This is a genomic window from Kosakonia quasisacchari (assembly GCF_004331415.1).
Taxonomy (GTDB): Bacteria; Pseudomonadota; Gammaproteobacteria; order Enterobacterales; family Enterobacteriaceae; genus Kosakonia; species Kosakonia quasisacchari.
The window spans coordinates 39,498-61,094 of record NZ_SJOP01000023.1 but is presented as its reverse complement, the minus strand read 5'-3'; the positions used below and the strand labels follow the sequence as shown (position 1 = coordinate 61,094).

Below are 21,597 nucleotides of genomic sequence, written 5' to 3'. Positions count from 1 at the left end.
CTCATAAAGCCAGATTGTTTTCATGGTTATTGTGGGCGGCATGTTGTTTTACACTTTTCGTTCACTTCGCAGGGAGGATGGCATGACAGATTACTGGTGGAAGGATCTTCGCGATCGCAATGAGAGCTGGCAGGGGCTGGAGCTGATAGTGCGCGAAGGCGATGGTCAGGCGATGGAAATACTCAGCGGGCACAACGGACGCATGGCGTTGCAGGTTAATGGTAAGACGCTGTTTTGGGCCACCATGCTGAACGATCATTCGGGTGTCTGGCTGGTGTTCAACGCTGAACATCCTTGCCAGGAATTGTTGTTGCCAGCAATCTCATCGGCCGATGTGGAAAGCGCCAAACGCGCGGGCGAAGATAACTGGACCAGCCACTGGTGCCGCTATTTTGCCCGCCAGTTGATGGACGCGCCAACCCCGCTGCTGGCACCGCGCCGCTGGTTGCTGCGCCCGATGGAGCAGGTCAAACCTACTGCGCCGTATGTCCTCAATAAACCGCTACCGTTTGAGCAGTGGCAATTCCATACACCTGCCAGCAGCGCGCAAATCAGTGTCAACTGGTCGCTGTGGAGTGAGGATTTTCCCGATCTGCAAAACCCGGAGAAGGTCACGTTTGTCGACTGGTGGTGGAACGGTCACCTGCTGCTGGCGCGTTACCCGGTGGATCCTCTCAGCGGGCGCGTGAAATGGTGGCGCAAGAAGTGCCGCGAGGGCGAGTTGCCGCCGATTCTGGTGTGGTTTATTGCCGGGCTGGCGTCGTTTGTGATCCTCGACGGACACGATCGTTTGCAGGCGGCGCTGGCGGAAGGTATTCAACCGCAGTTTCTGGTGCTCAGCGAGCTTAGTGAACACAGCTATACGCCCAATGAAGAGACGCGGGAGCGGGTGCTGCATTCGCTGGCTCTCCAGCAGGGGAAGTGCAAAAAAACCGGTGCCAATATTGATGCAATGAACCAGTCGCTGCTGAACCTGTATGACACCCGTTATCTTTACGCCCCGACGCACAGCCGCGCGGTGCTGGGCGATGGCAAAAGCTGGGAACGCGACGTCACCGATTATTTGCAGCGCCATCAGTTGGATGAATATCTGGCGAAGATACTTTCGCGGGAAGAGTAAGGAGAGCGCGCCAGCCGTTGCCGTATTTTCAAGCGCTGGCGTGTGAGTAAATGCTCACTGGGGCTGGTTCACTGGTTTTGCCGATTGCGCTGGCTAATCTGTTTATCCCGGTGGGTTTTATACCCGACGCATTTTTGCGACAAACCTATCACGCAAACGCGCGAGCCTCTTTGCTGGCGTTTAGATAATACTGGAAAGGCAAAGGGAATCATCGCTAAAAAGGAGAAGTACCCCGCGTCCTTGCGGGGCTGAATGGCTTATTTCACGGCTTGCAGTGCCGTTTTCTCGACGTATGGCTTCATCAAGGTATCGGCTTCTTTCTGCGCCGCTTCGGCGGCGGCTTCCGGGGTGACTTTCTCGTCGTTCACCACCGCAGCGAGCTGGTTTTCCATCGCTTTACGCACCGCGACCGTTTCGTAAGTGGAGTACCACGGATGGGCATATTGCAACTGATCCAGCGCGATTGCCGCCCGCGGATCCTGTTTCAGATAGTCCTTCATTTCTGCCGTGTCGTAAGCAGCTTTACGCGGTGAGAAATAACCGGTGAAGCGGCTCCAGGCACCGTTCACTTCCGGGCTGACGAGATAAGTCAGGAACTGATAAGCCGCTTTTTTCTGTGCATCGTTGATGCCCTTAAAGCTCACCAGGCTGGCACCGCCAATCGGCACGGCGCGCTGCTCCTGGGCGGGCATCATCGCCACACCCAGCTCGAAATCTTTGGTGTTCTCACGCATAAAGCCCAGCGCACCGGTGCTCAGCATCGCCATGCCCAGCTTGCCAGAGAAGAACGCGGCGCTGATCTGCTTGGAGTTCAGCACGCCGGAGGGCATCACTTTGTCTTTGTAAATCAAATCCTGCCAGAAGCGCAGCGCGCCGATGGTGGTTGGCGCGTTGTAATAGACTTCGCCGGGATAGTTTTCGTTGAAGTAGTTGCCGCCATTGGCGCGCACCAGCGAAGAGAAAATCCAGCCGCCGTAATCGTCGTTGGTCGAGGGCAGCATAATGCCCCACTGACCTTTACTCTGATCAGTGAGTTTTTTCGCGTCGTCGAGCAGCTCTTTCCAGTTCTGCGGTGGTTGTTTGATACCCGCCTGGTCGAACATCGTTTTGTTGTAATAGAGAATCGGCGTCGAGTTGTGGAACGGAATGGCATACGTCACGCCCATTACCTGCGCGTTTTTGTGCATGGCAGGCCAGAACGCGGTTTGCAGGAAATCTCCCGCTTTTTTGTCGCCATATTTGAACAGCTCGTCCATCGGCAGGATTTCATCTTTCAGCGCCAGGTCGGTGGTGAAGTTGGCGGACATGATCACCAGTGCAGGCGGCTGGCCCGCTTTCTGTGCGGATTCGGCTTTCATTTTGGTGGTGTCATAACTGCCGGTGAAAATCCCGCGCACTTCCACGTCTTTTTGCGAGTCGTTAAACGCTTTGATAACGCGCGTCATCTCCATCGTCAGTTTGCCGTCCACCGGGGCCGGAAACATGAAATCAATCTTCTCCTGCGCCATCGCAGTGCCGCTAATGGCAAGGGTAATGGCGTAAGTAAGCACTCGCAGCGTCTTTGGCAGAGGCTTATGCATGGTCTTTCTCCTGGTGTAAGTTAAGCAAGGTTTGTGCATCAAAAAGATGGCTATCAAGGGGTGAAAAACCGACGCGGAGAGTGTCCCCTTTGTTGGGCACATCGCCTCTGTGACGGCGGATATAACGCAGGTTGCCAATGGGCGTGCTGACGTGCAGCTGGTAGTCCGCGCCCATCAGTTCCCGCTGAATGACGCTGGCGGGCAGCACCACCTGGCCGGTTTCCGGCGTATCGGTAATGTGTTCCGGGCGAATGCCCAACCACACGTCGGTGGCATTGCGCGCATGGGCCGGTAACGGCAGGTGTTGCTCGTCCAACAGCACGTTGCCATTGGCGCACGGTAGCGATAACAAATTCATCGCCGGAGAGCCGATAAACCCGGCGACAAACAGGTTCGCCGGGTGCGCATACAAGTGCTCCGGGCGGCCCACTTGCTGCACGTGGCCACCATTCATCACCACAATGCGATCGGCCATCGACATGGCTTCGGTCTGATCGTGGGTGACATAAATGGTGCTGGTTTTGAGCTGCTGGTGCATCGCCATAATGCTGTCGCGCACCTCAGTACGCAGGCGCGCATCAAGGTTGGAGAGCGGCTCGTCCATTAAAAACAGCTTCGGGTTACGCACAATGGCGCGTGCCATCGCCACGCGCTGGCGCTGGCCGCCGGAGAGCTTGGCCGGTTTTCTTTCCAGTAGCGCGTCGAGTTGTAACATCTGCGCCACGTGGTCGAGGCGCGGCTGCCAGCTGGCTTTCTCTTCGTGGCGTACTTTCATGCCGAAGGTGATGTTATCGCGTACGGAAAGGTGCGGAAATAACGCATAGTTCTGGAAGATCATCGCGAAATTGCGCTCGCGCGGTGAACGCGTGGTGATGTCATCGCTGTCGAGCAGTATCACGCCGTCGCTGACGTTCTCCAGCCCGGCAATCAGCCGCAGCAGCGTACTTTTACCACAGCCGGAAGGGCCAACCAGCACCACAAATTCACCATCGTGGATATCCAGTGACAGGGCGTTGAGCGCCGGTTTGCCATCGAACTGTTTGCTTATGTTTTGCAGTCTTAACATGGGCTTAACGCTCATCCACCGGGCAACTGATGCTTTCGTTGTATAACCACGGGCCCGCGTAATGCGACAGCGGATGCAGGTAGCTAACCCACTGTTCGCCAATCTGGCGATGCATCAGGCATGACGGCGGTGACATGTCGTAGTACGGGCGCGTATCTTCGTGGCAGTACGGCACTTGGTGCACCGTCGCCGGGATAGTGGCAATCGTCGCCTGGCGATACTGTGTCATGGTCAGGCTGTGGTTGTGACCGCAGAAAATGCGCGTTAGCGCCGGGAAGCGTTCCACCAGTTTTAGCAACAGATGACCATTTTCGCAGGCGATGCGATCCATCTGCGCGTTACCGAGCGGCAGCGGCGGGTGGTGCATAAATATCGCGGTCGGTTTGTCTTTGCTGTTGCTAAGCTGCGCTTCCAGCCAGCTCAGCGTGTCGTTGGTCAGCCAGCCTTTCGATTCCCCGGCAAGGCTTGAATCAATGAACAGCAGGCGAGTGGCGAAGTCATCAATCGCATAACGCATGTTCTGCGGATCGTTGCCCAGATGCGGGCACAGCGGGTGTAAGTATTCAAGGAAGTGGGCTTTATCGTCGTGGTTGCCAGGAATGACAAACAACGGATAGTCGAGGCTGCCGAGGATCTGGCGCGCCACGCGGTACTCTTCCGGGCGACCGCAGTTAACAATATCGCCGCTTAGCACGACCGCATCCGGGCGTTCACGCAGCGCGTTAAGTTGACACACGACATCGGCATTCCCGGCGTTGATATCAATAAAGCCGTACAGCTTCTCGTTCTGGCTGCGAAAATGGGTATCTGAAATTTGCGCTAAAAACATCACTCAACTCCTTATTTAATCCCGGAAAAGCCAAAGCTCCGGAGAAACTGCTTCTGAAAAGCGATAAATGCGACCATCAGCGGCAGGCAGACCATCAACGTCCCGGCACTGATCATGCCCCACTGGCCGCCGGACTCCGCGCCCATGGCGAATGACACCAGCCCGACTGTCAGCACCTGTTTGTCCGGGTCGTTGAGCATCATCAGCGGCCATAAATACTCGTTCCAGTGGTAGGTAATGCTGACGGTGGCGAAGGCCAGCACCGATGGCCACGACATCGGCAACATCACGCGGAACAGCACCTGCCACCAGCGGCAACCCTCCATCAGCGCCGCCTCTTCGATCTCTTTCGGGATGGCGAGAAATGCCTGACGCATCAGGAACACGCCGAACGCCGAAGTGAAGTAGGGCATCATCACGCCGGTCAACGTGTTGAGCAGGCCGAAGGTTTTGAGCGTCAGCATGTTGGGGATCATCATCACCACCGGCATGATCATCAGTTGCACCAGGAACAGGATGAACAGCGTTTTCTTGCCGCGAAATTCGTGGCAGGCAAAGACGTAACCGGCGGTAGTGATGGTGAAAAGCTGTACGAAGAAAGTGCCGAAGGCGAAAATCAGCGTGTTGGCGTACAGGTTCAGCCAGTTGGCGCTGTCCCACGCGTCGCGGAAGTTATCCAGCGTGAGCGGGAAGCGCGGCAGAATCGACGCCATCCCTTCACCAAAAGTGGTGGCGCTAAAAGCAGACGAAAGCATCCAGATAAACGGGCTCACCCACAGCAGCGCCAGGCAAACCATCAGCACCGCCAGGGTCAACAGGCGGGAGTGACGCAGACGCAACCACAACGGGCGCGGTATGGACGTGCTGCGGTTAATGGCAGGGGAAACATCAACGCTCATAATGCGCTCCTCTTTCCAGCAGTTTCAGGTTGACCAGCGAGAAGACGAACAGCCCGACCAGGGTAAGAAAGGTGGCCGCGGAGGCTTTGCCCAGATCGTGGGTATCCCAGGCGAGGTTTTGAATGTAATAGAGCAGCACAGTGGTGGCGTTGTCCGGGCCGCCGCGCGTCATCACCGCCACATGGTCGATCTGGGTAATGGAGTAGATAAGCGCGGTGGTTACGACAAAACTGATGGTCGGGCGCAGCAGCGGCAGCGTCACCTTGAAGAACACCTGTGTGGCGGTTGCGCCTTCCATCACCGCCGCTTCGCGCGTCGACGCGGGAATACCCTGCAATCCGGCAAGAAAGAACAGCATGTAATAGCCTGCGAATTTCCAGACACCAATCAACGCCAGCGCAAACAGCGCACTGTTACTGCGCCCCAGCCAGTTGTTGTTCATCGGGCCAAAGAGTTGCGCCATGTAATGATCGAGCATGCCGAGGCCGGGCATAAAGATAAACAGCCACAGCGCGGCGGCGCTGACCATCGGGATTATCATCGGAAAGAAAAAGGCGGTGCGCAGCCAGCGATTGATGCGGTGGTTTTCCCACAATGCCACTGCCAGCAGCAGCGCCAGCGTGACGCCCGGGATCACCGTCAGCAGGAGATAAACCAGGTTATTGAACAGCGATTGCCAGAACACGCTGTCATCCAGCAGACGGGCGAAATTTCCCAGCCCGACATATGGCGCATCCTGGCTCGCCATACGGGTGTCGAACAAACTGTCGTACACCGAGCGTAATAGTGGAAAGTAAGTAAACAGCGCCAGAAACAACAGTGAAGGCGACAGAATCAGCCAGGGAAGCCAGTATTTTCTCATAAGTGCCTGAAAGCGAATTTACGGGGTTCGAAAGCCAGAGAGTCTGTGAAAAAAATGCTGCAATAGGATGGCGCGCAAATGACTGTTTAGTGAACAGGTGTTCACCGTGAGGCGCTGGCAGGAAATTGGGGCGTTACGGATAAAAAAGCCCCGCGTCCTGCGGGGCAAATTTCTCACCTTTTCACGGGGGAGATTAGAAATCCATTTTGACAGTGAACTGCACTTCGCGCGGATCGCCAATCTGGTTGCCCAGGTTGTTGGTGGCAATTGACGAGGTGTAGTAGGTCTTGTCGAAGATATTTTTCAGGTTTATCTGCAACGTTACCGGGTATTGCAGCTTCATTTTGTAAGCGGCGAACGCATCGGCAACCGCGTAGCCCGGCAGGTAGTAATCCGCGCCGTTGGTGGCTGAGCGGCGGCTAACGCCGTGACCGCCGCCGCCGAGGGTTAACGTATTACCGGCAAAGGCGTTATGAATGTCGTATGTCAGGAACAGAGAGCCGGTGTGGCGCGGCACGTTCGGCAGTGGTTTACCCGCATAATCGGGATCTTCCAGCACTTTTGCCGCGGTGTAGCTGTAGCTGGCAATCACGTTCATGTTCGGCGTCAATGAACCGGCGAGATCCATCTCCACACCTTGTGATCGCACGCGTCCGGCGGTTTTTGCCACGGTGTCGTCGCCGACGATTTCGTTATACAGCACGTTACGTTTGTGAATATCAAATGCCGTAATATTGGCGGTAACGCCGTCGAAAAGGTCGAATTTCGCACCCACTTCGTAAGATGTAGAGGTTTCCGGCGGTAAGTCGCCGATATAACTGGCGATAGACGATTGCGGCATAAAGGCTTTCGCCACATTACCGAAAAGAGAAACCGATGGCGTGAGTTTGTAGACCAGGCCAAATTTCGGTGTCCATTTTTCGTCGCTGCTATCGGTGTTGACGTTAAACGGGCGGCCTTTCCCGGCGTACTGGGTGTAATACTGGTAACGCATCCCGGCAACGGCGATCCATTTATCGGTCAGGTATAACGCGTCCTGCGCATAAACCGAGTAGCTTTCCTGCTTGATGGTTTGATCGCTGTCGGAGGCGGAGACGGAAGTACACTTGCTGGCATTGCCATAACGTGGGTTGTAAATATTGAAATCTTTGACGTTTTTACAGCGGATCATGTCAGTACGCAGCAGATCGTAATATTCATACGAAACGCCGGTTAGGATCTCATTATAAAAACCGCCAATGTTTACATTACCCTGCAAGTCAGCACGCGTGGTGTGCATGTGCTGCGTGGAACCTTGCGTTGCATCCACACGGCGCGTCAGGTTGCCGGTGGCGGCATCGTAAGCCATCACGCGCGACTGGTTATCGTTGTATTTATCCTGGCTGAAGCCATACTCCACTTTCCCGGTCCATTCGCTGTTAAAGCGGTATTCGGCGTTTAACTGCGCGATGTCGGATTCGCCGTCGGTAATGTTAAACGGTTCATCGAAGCGGGTTTTTCTGTCGACATTTACCGGCTGTTTGGTGGTGAGATCGAAGATTGTGCCGCGATCGAACGGTGTCTGGTAATCGCGGTGGGAGTAGAGCACGTTAACGGTGGCGTTATCACCAAACCACGTCAGCGACGGTGAAATAAAGGTGCTTTTTTCTTTGCCAAAATTACGCCAGTAATCTTCATGTTGATACTCGCCAATCAGGCGATACGCCAGCCGGGTGCCTTCAATCGGGCCGGTGACATCAAACTGACCCGTTCCGCCACCAAAGCTTGAGGATGTGGCAGAAACGGAACCACCAAATTGGGTTTCCGGGCGTTTCGTGACCACATTGATAAGCCCGCCGGGATCGAGAATGCCGTACAGCGTGGACGCCGGGCCTTTCAGCACTTCAACGCGCGACACGTCGGCATTAAAGCTGCGCGGCACCACCGTGCGCAGACCGTTGGTCATGATTGAGCCGTCGCGGTTGGCACCAAATCCCCGGCGCACGAACGCATCCTGCGTGCCGCCGAGCGTGTTGGTTTGTACCACGTTGCTGACGTTATACAGCGCTTCATCAAGGCTGGTGGCGTGCTGATCTTCCAGCACTTTATCGCTCACCGTGTTGACCACCTGCGGAATATCCAGCAGCGGCATGGATGTCAGCGTTGCGGTGGAAGAGCTGATCGGCTGGTAGCCGGATGTTGCCTGTTTATCGGCGGAAGAGGCACCCGCCAGCACGGTGATGGTATCGCCATCTTTGCTTTGTTCCGGCTTGTCTGCCGCGTGTGTGAACGGTGTGAAAGCCGACCCTAAAAAGAGCGCAGAAAACAGCGCGCGCCCTTTCAGCCCGGAAATACAACGAGTTAACTCAGCCATTTAATCTACTTTTCCCGAAAGACCCTGAACAACGCAGGAGTGAACGTTTTTATCTTTAATTGCCCGATTGCGCGACTCTACCCGTTGGCTGCAATTTTCAGCGTCGGATATGTAATTGAGAATCATTCAATCATGAGGCTTTGTAGTAGTAAACGGAAAATGAAAGAAATTTGCTACAGCGAATTCAGGCTTGAAAAGTGACTCGGTAAGCTGCGAGGAATTCTGGTTAATTGTTTGAAAATGAATAATTTATTTTAACTTATTGTAAGGGTGTTTTTTTGTAGAAACACAAAATAAAGGGTTGTTTATTTCACTTGCGACGGCACTTGACTACTACAGCGGCAAACAGCAATATCGAAAAGATAATGAGATTTATTTTTATTTGATGATTTAGTGCGCAGGTCTCTCCACGAACGTGCGGCGCAGGAGTCAACATGCCACAGCAAGTGGAAAATCAAGCCGAAGGGCAAGGGATTGTGCTGGAAAGCCTGTCGGCGGGCTACCACAGCAAGGTGATTGTCGACAACATTACGCTTTCGATCCCGCCAGAGAAAATGACCGTGCTGGTCGGTGCTAACGGCTCCGGTAAATCCACGCTGCTCGGCACTATCGCCCGTATGCTCAAACCGCTGGGCGGCAGCGTGCTGCTGGATGGCAAAGCCATTCATCAACAACCCACCAAAGCGATTTCTCGCCAGTTAGGTATTTTGCCGCAATCGCCGATTGTGCCGGAAGGGCTCACCGTCTTTGAACTGGTGTCGCGCGGGCGTTTTCCGTGGCAGAGCTTTATGCGCCAGTGGTCGGAAGAGGATGAACAGGCGGTAATTGACGCACTGAATCTGACCGGCACCGCTGAATTCGCTCACCAGACGGTAGACAGCCTCTCTGGTGGCCAGCGCCAACGCTGCTGGATAGCAATGGCGCTGGCGCAGCAAACGCCGGTGATCCTGCTTGATGAACCGACAACTTTTCTCGATCTGCGCTACCAGGTGGAGATCCTTGAACTGCTGCATTCACTGACCCGCGATCACGGACGCACCGTGGTTGTGGTGTTGCACGATCTTAATTTCGCTGTTAATTACGGCGACACGCTGGTGTTCCTCAAGCACGGGCGCTTACAAGGTGTGATTCACGAAGGTGAGGCCTGCACGTCGGAAATGATTAAAAGCGTGTTTGATGTTGACGTGCAGATGTCGATTAACCCGCTGACCGGAAAACCCTTTTTTATGCCGTTTCGGAAACCGGGTGGAACGGGCGCATGAGTAGCATGGTCCTCTCTGCCCGCTGTCGTGCCGGGCGCGTTGGTATGGCCTCGCTTGTACTGGTGTTATTAGTGCTGGCGGCATCTGTCGCTCATCTCGGCCTTGGTGCGCGCTATATCGCACCGCCAACGGTCATCCACGCGCTGCTGGATTTCGATCCGCGTAACTTCGATCACCGCGTCATTATCAGCCTGCGTTTGCTGCGCCTGGTGGCGGCGCTGTTCACCGGCGCGGCGCTCGGCGTGGCCGGAGCATTGTTGCAATCGGTCATCCGCAACCCCTTAGGTGAGCCGCATATTCTGGGGCTGAATTCCGGTGCTGCGCTGGCGGTCGTGGCTTGCACAGCGCTCGGCATTAGCCTCGGCGGTGGCGCATTCAGCCGTCCGTTGATTGCCGCAGGCGGCGCGGCGCTGCTCTTTTCGCTGGTTATGGCGCTTTCCGCGGCGGGGCGTTCGGGTTTTACGCCGATGAAAGTGACGCTGTGCGGCGTGGCAGTCTCGACGTTTGCTTCTTCAATCACCGCCGCGATCCTGATCCTTGATGAGCAAACGCTGCTGAGTATGCGCACCTGGCTGGCGGGCGATCTCGCAGGGTTGAGCTGGGCGCAGATCCAGCATGCGGCGATGGCTGCCGTTATCGGTTTTGCGATGGCGTTGTGGCTCGCTCCGGCGTTGAACATGCTGACGCTGGGCGACAACATGGCGCGGGGTTTAGGTGTGTCGCTGATGCGAACGCGCGTGTTGTCACTGGTGGCGATTGCTCTGCTGTGCGGTGCGGCGGTGTCGGTGGCCGGACCGATTGGTTTTATTGGCCTGGTGGTGCCGCATATGGTGCGCCGTCTCGCCGGGGATGATTTACGTGTTGTTGTGCCACTCTCGGCGCTGGGCGGCGCGCTGTTGTTACTGGTGGCGGATATTGCCGCCCGCATACTGCTGGCGCCGCAGGAACTGGCCACCGGCGTGATGACCGCGCTGGTGGGTGCGCCACTGTTTATTGCGCTGGCGGCGAGGTTTTTCAAATGAGCGACCTGTTGCCGCGCGCCGGATTACGCCGTTTGCGGGTGGGTGGTTTTTCCCGCCTGCTGCGCCCGCATGCACTGATGTGGATCATGGCCCTCGCGCTGCTGGCGCTGGCGTTACTGCTGACGGGCGTGACACAGGGTTCGTTGCCGGTTCCGGCATCTTCTATTGGCCGCGCGTTATTTTTGCCACAGGTGCTGAGCGCCGATCAGCAGTACGTGGTGTGGGACATTCGCCTGCCGCGCGTGCTGATGGCGCTAATGTGCGGGGCGATGCTGGGGATGGCGGGCGCGGCGATGCAGTCGATCACCCGTAACGGGCTGGCGGATCCCGGCTTAATTGGTGTGAAAGAGGGCGCGAGCGTGGTGGTGCTCACGCTGGTGCTGTGCTTTCCGGCCGTCGGCTTAGTCTGGCGACCGCTGGCCGGTATGGCAGGGGGATTGTTTGCCGCCGGGTTGGTGATGGCGCTGGCGCGGGATGTGTCCCGTCCGCGCTTTGTGCTGCTTGGTATTGGTGTTTCCTGGACCTTCGCCGCCGGGATCGGCGTGTTTATGACCACGGCTGATGTGCGCGATGTGCAGACCGCGATGATGTGGCTGGCAGGCAGCCTGCATGTTGCCACCTGGCCGTTGCTGATGGTGGCGCTGTGCTGGGCGGTTCCGGCAACGTTGATTTTGCTGGTAACCGCGCGCGCGGCGGATGTCGCGTTGCTCGGTAACCAGGCCGCTACCGGGCTGGGTGTGCGGCTTGCGCGTCTTGAGCTGCTGCGCTTTATCGCGCCAGTGTTGCTGACTGCCGCCAGCGTTTCCTGCGTGGGCAGTATCGGTTTTGTCGGCCTGATTGCTCCGCATATGGCGCGCTTTCTGCTGCGCGGTGGCCAGCGGGCGCTGCTGTGGGGAAGCGCAATGCTGGGCGGATTGCTGGTGTTGCTGGCGGATTCGCTTGGACGGCTGGCTTTTGCGCCACTGCAAATTCCCGCCGGGATTGTTATCTCGCTGATTGGCGGGCCGTTTTTCTTGCTGCTGCTGTGGCAGCGGCGCGATCGTTTATAACCCTTAAAGGTCTTGTATGCGCTTACTTTTTTCGCTGCTGGTGCTGGTTGGTCTGAGTGTCAGTGCCGCAGAACCGACACAGGTTTTCACCGATGATCTCGGGCGCGTGGTGACGGTGCCATTGCACCCGAAACGCATTGTGTCGTTGCACGATCTCGATATCACTATTCCGTTGATTGAGCTAGGCGTACCGCCGGTCGCCAGCCACGGGCGTACGCGCCCGGACGGCACCCATGTGCTGCGCTCCAGTGGCATGTTGACCGGTGTCGATTTTGACAATTCAGCGATTAAATTTATTGGTTCAGCGGATATCGACATTGAAGCGGTGGCGGCGGCAAAACCGGATTTGATCATCACCGAGCCCAGCCGCAACACGCCGGTTGAGCAGTTAGAGAAAATCGCGCCGACCGTGAGCATCGATCATCTGGAGGGCGGTGCGCCGGAGATCTACCGCAAGCTGGCGCAATTAACGGGGACACAGGCGCGCTTTGCGATCCTTGAGCGCCGTTATCACGAGCAGATCGCCGCACTGAAAAAAACCATTGATACCAACAAGATAACCGTGTCGGTCATTCAGGCTAACAATGGCAAAATCAACGTGTTGCACAGTTACCACTCGCTGGGGCGCGTGCTGCGCGATGCCGGTTTCCGTTTTCCGCCGCTTATCGACAGTATCCCTGACGGCGGGCGCATCGACGTCAGCGCCGAGCGGTTGCCGGAACTGGATGCCGATTTCGTTTTTGCCACCTGGCGCGGCGATACCGGCGGTAAACCGCAGGATGAAATGGCGGCCATGGATGCGGTGATGCCGGGCTGGTGTGATTTCCTCACGGCCTGCCGCAGCGGGCATTACGTGCTGATTTCGCGCGAAGAGGCGATCTCCAATTCGTTTGCCTCGCTGAGCCTGATGGTGGCGCAGGTGCAGTCGCAAATTGCTGGTCGACCTTTATCGGCAGCCAAATAAGGGCGCACGATGCTGAACCCAAAAAAAGCGAAAAATCGCGTGGATGTGTATGGAGAGCGCTTTCGGGCGCGGGCGCATACGTTGTCGCCGCGATTGCAGGTTGTGGCGCGCTATATCAATGAAAACCGTGAAGTGGTGCTGGAGCATACGGCGATTGAGATAGCCAGGGCGACGCAAACCTCCGACGCCACGGTGGTGCGCGCGATTCAGGCGCTGGGTTTCGCCGGGCTTCGTGATTTGAAGCAGACGCTGGAGCACTGGTTCGGCCCGTCTGTCTCCTCGGCGGAAAAGATGAGCACCACGGTGAATGCGCTCTCTTGCGACGTCAATTCGGGCATTGATTTCGTGCTCGAAGGGCACCAGCACACCTGCGAAATCCTCTCCGCGCCGGATAACCGCTACGCGATTGCCCAGGCGGTCGCGCTGCTGATTGAGGCGCGGCAGGTGGCGATTTTCGGCATTGGCGCATCGGGGATTCTGGCAGAGTATGCCGCGCGGTTGTTCAGCCGCATCGGGTTACCCGCCTCCCCCCTCAACCGTACCGGGATTGCGCTGTCTGAACAGCTTATCAATTTGCAACGCGGCGATGTGCTGATCATGATGGCGCAGAAATCGGCGCACCGGGAAGGGCTGACCACGCTGAAAGAGACGCGGCGATTGGGCATCCCGGTGATTTTGTTGACCAACGCTGTCGATTCGCGTTTTAGCCAGCAAGCGGATGTAGTTATCCATGTCCCGCGCGGCGGCGAGAAGGGTAAGATCCCGCTGCACGGCACCGTGCTGCTGTGTCTGGAGATGATTATCTTGTCGGTCGCGTCAGCGACCTCGCAGCGGGCAATTAAAACGGTGAAACGCATTAATGAGTTTCACCGTGGGTTAAAACCGGGCGGGAAGAAGGGTTAAGAGATAAACATCAGCGGTGATACGCCAAAACGTTTGGCTAACTTCTTAATATGGTTGAGGTTAAGCTGGCGCTCGCCGTTGAGGACTCTGGATACCATCGATTTGCTGCCAATTTCCTCCTGAAAATCAGACGTCGTCAGTTGGTGCTGATCCATCAGTGTTCTGAGCACCGCAAGTCCTGTCGGCATCGCCGCCATCTCTTCACGCAAGGCGATAATTTCCGGTTGGTTATTTTCGTAAGCACTAATTTTCGCACAAACGATATCTACCAGCGGGCTATCGGGATTGTCCATTAACAGCTGTTCTACCAGTTCCAGCGCATCCTGATAGTCTTTCTCCGTCGGATGTTCTCCCAGCAGCGGGACCGCAGCGATGAGCGCATGGGTGGCTTTTAATGCATCAGCGACGATCATTTTTTCTTCCCCTTAGTACGATGCTGTTCGGTAAAACGGTCGTATTCCTTATGTGTGAAGATATGGCGCACATAAAACTTTTGGCTTTCGAAAAAGATCAGTGCCACAACCCTTAAATTATTATTCGCAATATCAATAATGTAATGCTTACTCAGATATTTGAAGTTATCCAGTGTGGGATACAACTTCTTGAGATCCTCTGGCGTTGGGCAGTACGCTTTTTCGATGGTTTTCGCCAGAGTGAGTAGCGCAACTTTGTGTTGAGGGAAGCGTAAGACTGCTTCCTGAATCGCCTTCAATGATATTAAGTGCATTCCTTTACCTTGTGCGTCCGTTGCCAATAAGTCAACAATACGGTATTGGTTGCCATTTAGTCAACGATTTTATGCACTTCTAGCGATGACGCCGCCCATACAAATGAATCACCAGCGCGGCGCTGTAAGCCATCACAATCGCGAGGCTCATTTTCCACATCGCTTCACCGCCGATGCCCGACAGCGGTGTGGCGATGCCGCCGAAGACAAACATCAGCATGCCCAGCAGCGCCGAGGCCGTACCGGAGTCGCGCGCTTCTACGCTGTTCATGGCTGCCGATCCGGCGAGGGTCAAAATCCCGCTGTTCAGCGCGACGGTGAAAAACAGCCCCACCAGCGCCAGCGTCATCATGCCGCTTAACGCAAAAAAGGCGGTGAGCAGCGCACTCATCACCGCCAGCACTAACCCAATGTTGAGCAGTTTCTGCTCGTCGATGCGCCGCGCCAGGCGGGCAAAAATCAGCGCAGAAACAATCAAGCCAATACCGTTGAAACCAAACAGCAGGCTAAATTGCATCGCCGTAAACCCATATTCGTTTTGCAGCACGAACGAGGACGATCCGATATAAGAAAACAGCCCTGCCAGCATAAACGCCTGGATAAAACAGTACATGGAAAACGGCTTGTTCTTCAGCACGGTAATGGAGGTTTTCAGCAGCGAGCCGCCGCTATTTTTCTCCTGCAATGTCTCTTTCAACACCAGCATGGCAGAAAGCAGCAGTACCACACCGATTGCCGCCATTGTCCAGAACAGTGCCCGCCAGTGCAGGGTTGAGGTGATATACCCGCCGAGCACCGGTGAGACGATGGGCGCAATGCCGTTAATGGTCATCAGCAGGGCGAAAAATTGCGTGAGCAGCGTGCCGTGGTATTTGTCGCGCGCGATGGCACGGGATAGCACCGAGCCGCCCGCGCCAGCAATCCCCTGGATAAAACGCCAGAAAATCAGCCAGTAGATATCCTGCGTGGTGGCGCACAGCACTGAGGAAACGATAAACAGCAGCAGCGACAACAGCAGTGGGTGTTTGCGCCCCATCCGGTCGCTGAGCGGCCCGAAAAAAAGCTGCCCCAACCCTAAGCCGATAAGCGAGGCAGTGAGTGAAAGCTGAATCAACGGGGTTGATGTGCCCAACTGTTGGCTGATGTCCGGCAGCGCGGGCAGGTAAAGATCGGTACAAATCGGCCCCATGGCCGTGAGCATACCCAGCACAATGGCAAAAGCGGGAGAGATCCGTGACATAACAGCTCCGAAAACGCGCCGGGCAGCCCGGCGCAAAAGTATTAGCGAACGCCGCCGCCCAGCGATTGCCAGAGCGTTATGCGGTTTTGCAGATCGGTTTGTTGTAGCGAAATCAGCGATGTTTTCGCCGTCCACAGTGCACGCTGCGCGGTTAACACCGACAAATAATCACCGGTTCCGGCGCTGTACTGGCGCTGGGCGATATCCAGCGCTTTCTGCTCGGCGGCGACATATTCACGCTGCGCGTCGAGTTGCTCGTTGAGTGTTTCGCGCCGCGCCAGCGCATCGGCAACATCTTTAAACGCGCTCTGAATGGTTTTTTCGTAGGTCGCGATCAGCCCTTTTTTCTGTGCTTCGGCGTAGCGCAACTGCGCGACATTTTTCCCCCCGGCAAACAGCGGCAGCGAAATGGACGGCGCGAAAGACCACACTTGCAAGCCGTGGCTAAACAAAGAGGAGAGCGAGTCGCTGCCCACCCCGGCACTGGCGGTCAGCGAAATGGTCGGGAAGAAGTTCGCCCGCGCCGCGCCGATATTGGCGTTCGCGCTTTTCAGGTTATGTTCCGCTTCCTGAATATCCGGGCGGCGCAGCAGCACGGTAGAGGAAACGCCCGCTGGCGTTAGCGTAATACTGTTGTCGGCCAGACTCTCCAGCGTACCCGGTAGCAGCGACTCAGGCACCGTGTCGCCCGCCAGTAAATTGAGCGCGTTTTTATCCTGCGCCACCTGTGTTTGATAGCTGGCGACGCTGGCGCGCGCCTGCTGGAACACCGCCATGGCATCGGCGGTATCACCGGCCGCCGCCACGCCGATCTGCTGTTTGCGTTTGACAATGTTTAGCGAGTTTTGCGCGCTCTCCATTGTCTGCTTCGCAAGTTCAAGGTTGCTGTTATCCGCAGCCAGCGTCACCCAGGCGGTGGTAATTTCCGCCACCATGCTCAAACGCGTATTCTGCGCGGTGTATTCGCTGGCAAGCCAGGTTTCACGCTCTGCGCGAGTCAGGCTTTGGTTACGGCCAAACAGATCCAGCTCGAAGCTGGAGACCGCGCCATCGGCTTCAGCGCTGCTGGTTAAGCCGCTGGCGACGGTGCGACTGCGGGTGTTGCTGAGCTCAGCATTCAGCGTCGGGAACAGCGCGGAGCGGTCTTCGGCATACAACGCACGTGCGGCATCGATGTCGGCAATCGCTTTTTGCACATCGCGGTTATGGGTCAGCGCATTGCTCACCACCTGTTTCAGGCGGTTGTCGTTAACAATCTGCTGCCAGTCAGCAGCCACGGCTTTGGCCTGGCCCTGCGCTCCCGGTAACGACGCGGGAATGGGTGCCTGCGGGCGCTCGTAAGTCGGGTCGAGAGAGACACAACCGGCGCTCAGCAGGGCGAGAAAAAGAACACTTATACGCAACATGATTACTCCTGACGTGCGCGTTTACCGGTGAACAGTTTTTTCACCAGCACAAAGAACAGGGGAACAAAGAAGATGGCCAGTAGCGTCGCGGTGAGCGTCCCGCCGATGATCCCGGTGCCGATAGCGACGCGGCTGTTCGCACCTGCGCCAGTGGCGACGGCCAACGGAGTGACCCCGGCGATAAATGCCAGTGACGTCATCATGATCGGGCGCAAGCGAGTCCGGGCTGCACGCAATGCAGCACGCGGCAAAGAGCTGCCCTGGTGTACCGCCGCTTCGGCGAACTCGACAATCAGAATGGCGTTTTTCGACGACAGGCCAATGGTGGTCAGCAGCGCGACCTGGAAGTAAACGTCGTTACTCAACCCGCGCATCCATGCCGCCAGCGCCGCGCCCAGCAAACCGAGCGGGATAACCAGGATCACCGAAATTGGCACAGACCAGCTTTCATACAGCGCCGCAAGGCACAGGAACACCACCATGATTGAAATGGCGTACAGACTCATGGCCTGGCCGCTGGCGAGTTTCTCCTGCAATGACAAGCCGCTCCACGCCCAGGTTGTCCCGGCAGGTAAGGTGTTCGCGAGGTTTTCCATCCTGGTCATCGCCACGCCGGAGCTGAAGCCGCTGGCATTCTCGCCCTGGATCTCGTAAGCCGCAGAACCGTTATAACGCACCAGCGTTTCCGGGCCGTATTCCCAATGGGTAGAGGCGAAGGCAGAGAACGGTGTCATGTCGTTATTGCTGCCGCGCACAAACCATTTATTCAGGTCAGAAGGCGACGAGCGGGAATCGCTTTCGCCCTGGATATAGACCTTTTTCACGCGTCCGCGATCGATAAAGTCATTGACGTAGGTACCGCCCCAGGCGCTGGAGAGCGTGTTGCTGACATCGCTCAGCGAAAGCCCCAGCGCCACCGCTTTGTTGCTGTCGATATCAACCTGCAATTGCGGCGTTTCCGGCAGCGCGTTGGCGCGCACAGCGGTGAGTTCGCTGCTCTGCCTGGCGTTCGACAACAGCTGGTTACGCAGTTTCAGCAACTGGTCGCGGTCGGTGCTGCCGCTGGCAAGCAATTCGAAAGTGAAGCCGTTGCTTTGGCCGAGGCCGTCCACCGAAGGCGGCGTCATGGCGAAGATGTTGGCGTCGCGGATGCTGCTTAACTCGCGGCTGGCGCGTTGTGCAATCGCCTGAGCGGTATTTTCCTCGCCTTTACGTTGTGACCAGTTTTTCAGCGACACGAAAGCCATCCCGGCGTTCTGCCCGCTGCCGCTAAAGCTAAAACCGGTCACGGTGAAGATAGCCTCGGTGTTGGCTTTTTCCGTGTTGAGGAACCAGTCCGTTACTTTGTTAGCAACCGCGTCGGTACGCGTGGCAGTCGCCCCGGCAGGCAGGGTGAACTGCACCATGATTTCGCCCTGGTCTTCTGTCGGCAGGAAACTGCCAGGCAGTCGCCACATCACAAACGCCATGGCTGCGCAAAGCACGGCGTAAGTCCCGATAACGGTGACATTGCGGCGCAGCACGCGTAACACGCCATGCTGATACTTGTGCTCGGTGTTGGTGTAAAAGCGGTTAAACGCGCCGAAGAAGCCTTTTTTATGCGGCGTGCTGTGTTGCATTATCGAGCCGCAGAGCGCCGGGGTTAAAGTCAGTGCTACCACTACCGACAACGCCATTGCCGAGATAATGGTGACGGAGAACTGGCGGTAAATCACCCCTGTGGAGCCGCCGAAAAAGGCCATCGGCAGGAAGACGGCGGAGAGCACCAGTGCGATAGCGATCAGCGCGCCGGAGATTTCGCCCATCGATTTGATGGTCGCTTCGCGGGCGGGCAGGCCTTCGTCGCGCATGATGCGCTCGACGTTCTCCACCACCACAATGGCGTCATCCACCAGCAGGCCGATTGCCAGCACCATGGCAAACAGCGTCAGCGTGTTTATCGAGTAGCCAAACAGCGACAGCACGCCAAATGTCCCCAGCAACACCACCGGCACCGCCAGCGCCGGGATCAGCGTCGCGCGGAGATTTTGCAAAAACAGGTACATCACGCAGACCACCAGAATGATGGCTTCAATCAGCGTTTGCACCACGTCTTCAATCGAGATCTTAATAAATTCGGTGCTGTCTTTCGGGTATGCCACATCGTAACCCTGCGGCATGCTGTGGCGGTACTCGGCGATTTTATCTTTCACCCGTGTTGCGGTCTCCAGCGCGTTCGCGCCGGGTGCCAACATCACCGCCAGACCTGCCGCCGGGTGGCCGTTCAGCTTTGCCGACGCGACATAATCTTCACTGCCCATTTCAACGCGTGCGACATCTTTCACCCGTACGACAGCACCGTTGCTCTCGCTTTTGATGATAATGTCCTGGAACTGCGCCACGGTTTGCAGGCGCGACTGGGCACGCACCGTTGCGGTGAGTTGCTGCTGGCCGGAAGAGGGCAGCGCACCGATTTTACCGGCAGAAACCTGCACGTTTTGCGCTTCAATCGCGGTCTGTACATCGGACGGCATCAGCGAGTACGAGGCGAGTTTGTCAGGATCCATCCAGATACGCATTGCGTATTCCGCGCCGAATACCTGCAAACTCCCGACACCGTTCACACGCGCCAGCGGATCTTGCATGTTACTGACCAGCCAGTCGGCGATGTCGGAACTGGTGGCGCGGTCTGTTTTATCATACAGCCCCATGATCAGCAGGAAGTTACTCTGGGATTTCACTACCGTCACGCCGGATTGGGTGACTTCTGTCGGTAAGCGGGACTCCGCCTGCTGCACTTTGTTTTGCACCTGCACCTGCGCGGTATCCGGGTCGGTGCCTTGCTCAAAGGTGACGGTAATATCCACCTGGCCATCGGAGCTGCTGGTGGAGGTGAAATAGAGCAGGTTATCCAGCCCGGTAAGTTGCTGCTCAATCACCTGGGTAACGCTGTTTTCCAGCGTCTGCGCCGATGCGCCGGTATAGGTAGCGCTGATTTTTATCGCGGGCGGCGCAACATCCGGGTACTGCGCCACCGGCAAGGTGCGGATCGCCAGAATACCGGCCATCATGATGAGGATCGCGATTACCCAGGCAAAAACCGGGCGGCGCACAAAGAAGCTGGAGAACATCAGGCTTTTCCTCCGTTGTCTTGCGAGATTTCAACGGCTTTCACGGCGGATCCTGCGGCGACTTTGTCGGTACCTTCGATGATCAGTTTGTCGCCGTTTTCCAGACCTTTCAGGACTAACCATTTATCGCCATAGGTGTCGCCGGTTTCGATATTGCGCTGCTCAACCTGATCCTGCGCATTGACCACCAGCGCAGTGGCATTGCCTTTCGCATCGCGTGTGATGCCTTGCTGTGGCGCGAGGATCGCGTTTGCCATCACCCCTTCTTCCACACGGGCGCGCACAAACATCCCCGGCAACAGTTGCTGATGCGGGTTCGGGAACACCGCGCGCAGCGTGACGGAGCCGGTGGACTCATCAACCGCTACTTCGGTGAGCGCCAGTCGGCCTTTTTCGCTGTAGGTGCTGCCATCTTCCAGCGTCAGCGTGACGGCGAGCGTATTGCTGTCGCTGGCCAGTGCTTGTTGGCGCAGACGCAGCAGATCCACACTTGAACGGGTGAGATCGACATACATGGTGTCGAGCCCGCGCACGGTTGCCAGCGCGGTGGTCTGTTCCGCCGTGACCAGCGCGCCAGGCGTGACGGATGAGATGCCAATGCGTCCACTGATCGGTGAGGTGACAGTGGTCCAGTTCAGGTTGATGCGCGCGCTTTCCAGCGCCGCTTTCTTCGCGCTAACACTGGCTTTGTCCTGCGCGCAGGTGGATTGTGCATCCTCTGCGTCCTGGCGCGAGACACCGTCTTCTTTCACCAGTTGCGCGTAACGGGTGGCTTTCTGGCAATCGGACGTCACCAGCGCTTGCGCCTGTTTCAGCGCGGCGTCGGCTTCATCAAACGCGGCGCGGTAGCTGGAAGGATCGATCTGGTAAAGCGCCTGCCCGGCCTTTACCGTATCGCCTTCCGTAAACAAGCGTTTTTGAATGATGCCGCCAACTTGCGGTCGCACCTCCGCGGAAAGTGACGCGGCGGTGCGCCCGGTTAACATGCTGGTCACGGCGAGTGGCTGGCTTTTCAGGGTGACGACGCCAACTTGCTGGGTTGGGTGTTGTGCAGGTGGCGTGGCGTTATCGCATCCAACCAGCGCGAATGCGGCCATTAACGTTGTTTTTATTAACTTCATGACTATTTTCCTGGCATGAGCGAAGCCTGCCCGTTTTTAAAACAGGATAATAAGCAGGCGAGTTAGCGCTTATTTCCTAAGGGT

Annotated in this window: 18 protein-coding genes; 6 read left to right on the top strand and 12 right to left on the bottom strand. The window is 56.8% G+C overall.

The window, feature by feature from the left end:
* Nucleotides 1-82: 82 nt before the first annotated feature.
* On the top strand, nt 83-1,120 hold the full coding sequence (locus tag E0L21_RS20675; protein WP_131412803.1) for a hypothetical protein: 1,038 nt from the start codon (nt 83-85) through the stop codon (nt 1,118-1,120).
* A 257-nt stretch (nt 1,121-1,377) separates the two neighbouring features.
* On the opposite strand, the gene E0L21_RS20670 is transcribed toward E0L21_RS20675, so the two are convergent.
* The 6 genes from E0L21_RS20670 to E0L21_RS20645 all read right to left on the bottom strand — a co-directional run bounded on the left by E0L21_RS20670 (nt 1,378) and on the right by E0L21_RS20645 (nt 8,709).
* On the bottom strand, nt 1,378-2,700 hold the full coding sequence (locus tag E0L21_RS20670) for an ABC transporter substrate-binding protein (RefSeq protein ID WP_131412801.1): 1,323 nt from the start codon (nt 2,698-2,700) through the stop codon (nt 1,378-1,380).
* Nucleotides 2,693-3,766: an ABC transporter ATP-binding protein gene (locus tag E0L21_RS20665; protein ID WP_131412799.1), complete on the bottom strand. Its 1,074-nt coding sequence runs from the start codon at nt 3,764-3,766 to the stop codon at nt 2,693-2,695. The genes E0L21_RS20670 and E0L21_RS20665 overlap by 8 nt, the downstream gene beginning before the upstream one ends.
* Nucleotides 3,767-3,770: 4 nt before the next feature.
* Nucleotides 3,771-4,595, bottom strand: coding sequence for a phosphodiesterase (locus tag E0L21_RS20660; RefSeq protein ID WP_131412797.1), 825 nt, complete (start codon nt 4,593-4,595; stop codon nt 3,771-3,773).
* Between the two features lie 11 nt (nt 4,596-4,606).
* Nucleotides 4,607-5,494: a carbohydrate ABC transporter permease gene (locus E0L21_RS20655; protein WP_131412795.1), complete on the bottom strand. Its 888-nt coding sequence runs from the start codon at nt 5,492-5,494 to the stop codon at nt 4,607-4,609.
* On the bottom strand, nt 5,484-6,356 hold the full coding sequence (locus E0L21_RS20650; protein WP_131412793.1) for a carbohydrate ABC transporter permease: 873 nt from the start codon (nt 6,354-6,356) through the stop codon (nt 5,484-5,486). The genes E0L21_RS20655 and E0L21_RS20650 overlap by 11 nt, the downstream gene beginning before the upstream one ends.
* 193 nt (nt 6,357-6,549) lie before the next feature.
* Nucleotides 6,550-8,709: a TonB-dependent siderophore receptor gene (locus E0L21_RS20645; RefSeq protein ID WP_131412791.1), complete on the bottom strand. Its 2,160-nt coding sequence runs from the start codon at nt 8,707-8,709 to the stop codon at nt 6,550-6,552.
* Between the two features lie 434 nt (nt 8,710-9,143).
* Between E0L21_RS20645 and E0L21_RS20640 the strand changes: the two genes are divergently transcribed.
* The 5 genes from E0L21_RS20640 to E0L21_RS20620 are packed head-to-tail and all read left to right on the top strand — an operon-like array spanning nt 9,144 to nt 13,909.
* On the top strand, nt 9,144-9,971 hold the full coding sequence (locus E0L21_RS20640) for an ABC transporter ATP-binding protein (RefSeq protein WP_131412789.1): 828 nt from the start codon (nt 9,144-9,146) through the stop codon (nt 9,969-9,971).
* Nucleotides 9,968-10,993 carry a FecCD family ABC transporter permease gene (locus E0L21_RS20635; RefSeq protein WP_131412787.1) on the top strand — a complete coding sequence of 342 codons (1,026 nt, stop codon included), beginning with the start codon at nt 9,968-9,970 and terminating at the stop codon, nt 10,991-10,993. The genes E0L21_RS20640 and E0L21_RS20635 overlap by 4 nt, the downstream gene beginning before the upstream one ends.
* Nucleotides 10,990-12,042, top strand: coding sequence for a FecCD family ABC transporter permease (locus E0L21_RS20630; protein WP_131412785.1), 1,053 nt, complete (start codon nt 10,990-10,992; stop codon nt 12,040-12,042). The genes E0L21_RS20635 and E0L21_RS20630 overlap by 4 nt, the downstream gene beginning before the upstream one ends.
* A 16-nt stretch (nt 12,043-12,058) precedes the next feature.
* The gene (locus E0L21_RS20625) at nt 12,059-13,006 is read left to right on the top strand and encodes an iron-siderophore ABC transporter substrate-binding protein (protein ID WP_131412783.1); all 948 of its coding nucleotides are present in this window, start codon (nt 12,059-12,061) and stop codon (nt 13,004-13,006) included.
* A 9-nt stretch (nt 13,007-13,015) separates the two neighbouring features.
* A complete protein-coding gene (locus E0L21_RS20620; RefSeq protein WP_131412781.1) occupies nt 13,016-13,909 on the top strand; it encodes a MurR/RpiR family transcriptional regulator in 894 nt (297 codons plus the stop codon).
* On the opposite strand, the gene E0L21_RS20615 is transcribed toward E0L21_RS20620, so the two are convergent.
* From E0L21_RS20615 to E0L21_RS20590, 6 genes are all read right to left on the bottom strand, one after another.
* On the bottom strand, nt 13,906-14,322 hold the full coding sequence (locus E0L21_RS20615; RefSeq protein WP_131412779.1) for a helix-turn-helix domain-containing protein: 417 nt from the start codon (nt 14,320-14,322) through the stop codon (nt 13,906-13,908). The genes E0L21_RS20620 and E0L21_RS20615 overlap by 4 nt on opposite strands.
* Nucleotides 14,319-14,636, bottom strand: coding sequence for a type II toxin-antitoxin system HigB family toxin (locus E0L21_RS20610; protein ID WP_131412777.1), 318 nt, complete (start codon nt 14,634-14,636; stop codon nt 14,319-14,321). The genes E0L21_RS20615 and E0L21_RS20610 overlap by 4 nt, the downstream gene beginning before the upstream one ends.
* A 79-nt stretch (nt 14,637-14,715) precedes the next feature.
* The gene (locus tag E0L21_RS20605; protein WP_131412775.1) at nt 14,716-15,876 is read right to left on the bottom strand and encodes a multidrug effflux MFS transporter; all 1,161 of its coding nucleotides are present in this window, start codon (nt 15,874-15,876) and stop codon (nt 14,716-14,718) included.
* Nucleotides 15,877-15,917: 41 nt separating this feature from the next.
* Nucleotides 15,918-17,282: an efflux transporter outer membrane subunit gene (locus tag E0L21_RS20600; RefSeq protein ID WP_131412773.1), complete on the bottom strand. Its 1,365-nt coding sequence runs from the start codon at nt 17,280-17,282 to the stop codon at nt 15,918-15,920.
* Between the two features lie 2 nt (nt 17,283-17,284).
* Entirely contained in the window at nt 17,285-20,392 is a 3,108-nt protein-coding gene (locus tag E0L21_RS20595; RefSeq protein WP_131412771.1) for an efflux RND transporter permease subunit, read from the bottom strand.
* Complete coding sequence (locus E0L21_RS20590; RefSeq protein WP_165501938.1) at nt 20,392-21,513, bottom strand: efflux RND transporter periplasmic adaptor subunit; 1,122 nt, start codon at nt 21,511-21,513, stop codon at nt 20,392-20,394. Before E0L21_RS20590 ends, E0L21_RS20595 begins: the two co-directional genes overlap by 1 nt.
* Nucleotides 21,514-21,597 lie beyond the last annotated feature (84 nt).

What these genes read in the sequence shown, in the direction of transcription:
- E0L21_RS20640 (WP_131412789.1), top strand. Translation starts at nt 9,144, where the DNA reads ATGCCACAGCAAGTGGAAAATCAAGCCGAAGGGCAAGGGATTGTGCTG.
- E0L21_RS20620 (WP_131412781.1), top strand. Translation starts at nt 13,016, where the DNA reads ATGCTGAACCCAAAAAAAGCGAAAAATCGCGTGGATGTGTATGGAGAG.
- E0L21_RS20645 (WP_131412791.1), bottom strand. Translation starts at nt 8,709, where the DNA reads ATGGCTGAGTTAACTCGTTGTATTTCCGGGCTGAAAGGGCGCGCGCTG.
- E0L21_RS20600 (WP_131412773.1), bottom strand. Translation starts at nt 17,282, where the DNA reads ATGTTGCGTATAAGTGTTCTTTTTCTCGCCCTGCTGAGCGCCGGTTGT.
- E0L21_RS20630 (WP_131412785.1), top strand. Translation starts at nt 10,990, where the DNA reads ATGAGCGACCTGTTGCCGCGCGCCGGATTACGCCGTTTGCGGGTGGGT.
- E0L21_RS20670 (WP_131412801.1), bottom strand. Translation starts at nt 2,700, where the DNA reads ATGCATAAGCCTCTGCCAAAGACGCTGCGAGTGCTTACTTACGCCATT.
- E0L21_RS20605 (WP_131412775.1), bottom strand. Translation starts at nt 15,876, where the DNA reads ATGTCACGGATCTCTCCCGCTTTTGCCATTGTGCTGGGTATGCTCACG.
- E0L21_RS20615 (WP_131412779.1), bottom strand. Translation starts at nt 14,322, where the DNA reads ATGATCGTCGCTGATGCATTAAAAGCCACCCATGCGCTCATCGCTGCG.
- E0L21_RS20665 (WP_131412799.1), bottom strand. Translation starts at nt 3,766, where the DNA reads ATGTTAAGACTGCAAAACATAAGCAAACAGTTCGATGGCAAACCGGCG.
- E0L21_RS20660 (WP_131412797.1), bottom strand. Translation starts at nt 4,595, where the DNA reads ATGTTTTTAGCGCAAATTTCAGATACCCATTTTCGCAGCCAGAACGAG.
- E0L21_RS20635 (WP_131412787.1), top strand. Translation starts at nt 9,968, where the DNA reads ATGAGTAGCATGGTCCTCTCTGCCCGCTGTCGTGCCGGGCGCGTTGGT.
- E0L21_RS20590 (WP_165501938.1), bottom strand. Translation starts at nt 21,513, where the DNA reads ATGAAGTTAATAAAAACAACGTTAATGGCCGCATTCGCGCTGGTTGGA.
- E0L21_RS20650 (WP_131412793.1), bottom strand. Translation starts at nt 6,356, where the DNA reads ATGAGAAAATACTGGCTTCCCTGGCTGATTCTGTCGCCTTCACTGTTG.
- E0L21_RS20595 (WP_131412771.1), bottom strand. Translation starts at nt 20,392, where the DNA reads ATGTTCTCCAGCTTCTTTGTGCGCCGCCCGGTTTTTGCCTGGGTAATC.
- E0L21_RS20655 (WP_131412795.1), bottom strand. Translation starts at nt 5,494, where the DNA reads ATGAGCGTTGATGTTTCCCCTGCCATTAACCGCAGCACGTCCATACCG.
- E0L21_RS20625 (WP_131412783.1), top strand. Translation starts at nt 12,059, where the DNA reads ATGCGCTTACTTTTTTCGCTGCTGGTGCTGGTTGGTCTGAGTGTCAGT.
- E0L21_RS20675 (WP_131412803.1), top strand. Translation starts at nt 83, where the DNA reads ATGACAGATTACTGGTGGAAGGATCTTCGCGATCGCAATGAGAGCTGG.
- E0L21_RS20610 (WP_131412777.1), bottom strand. Translation starts at nt 14,636, where the DNA reads ATGCACTTAATATCATTGAAGGCGATTCAGGAAGCAGTCTTACGCTTC.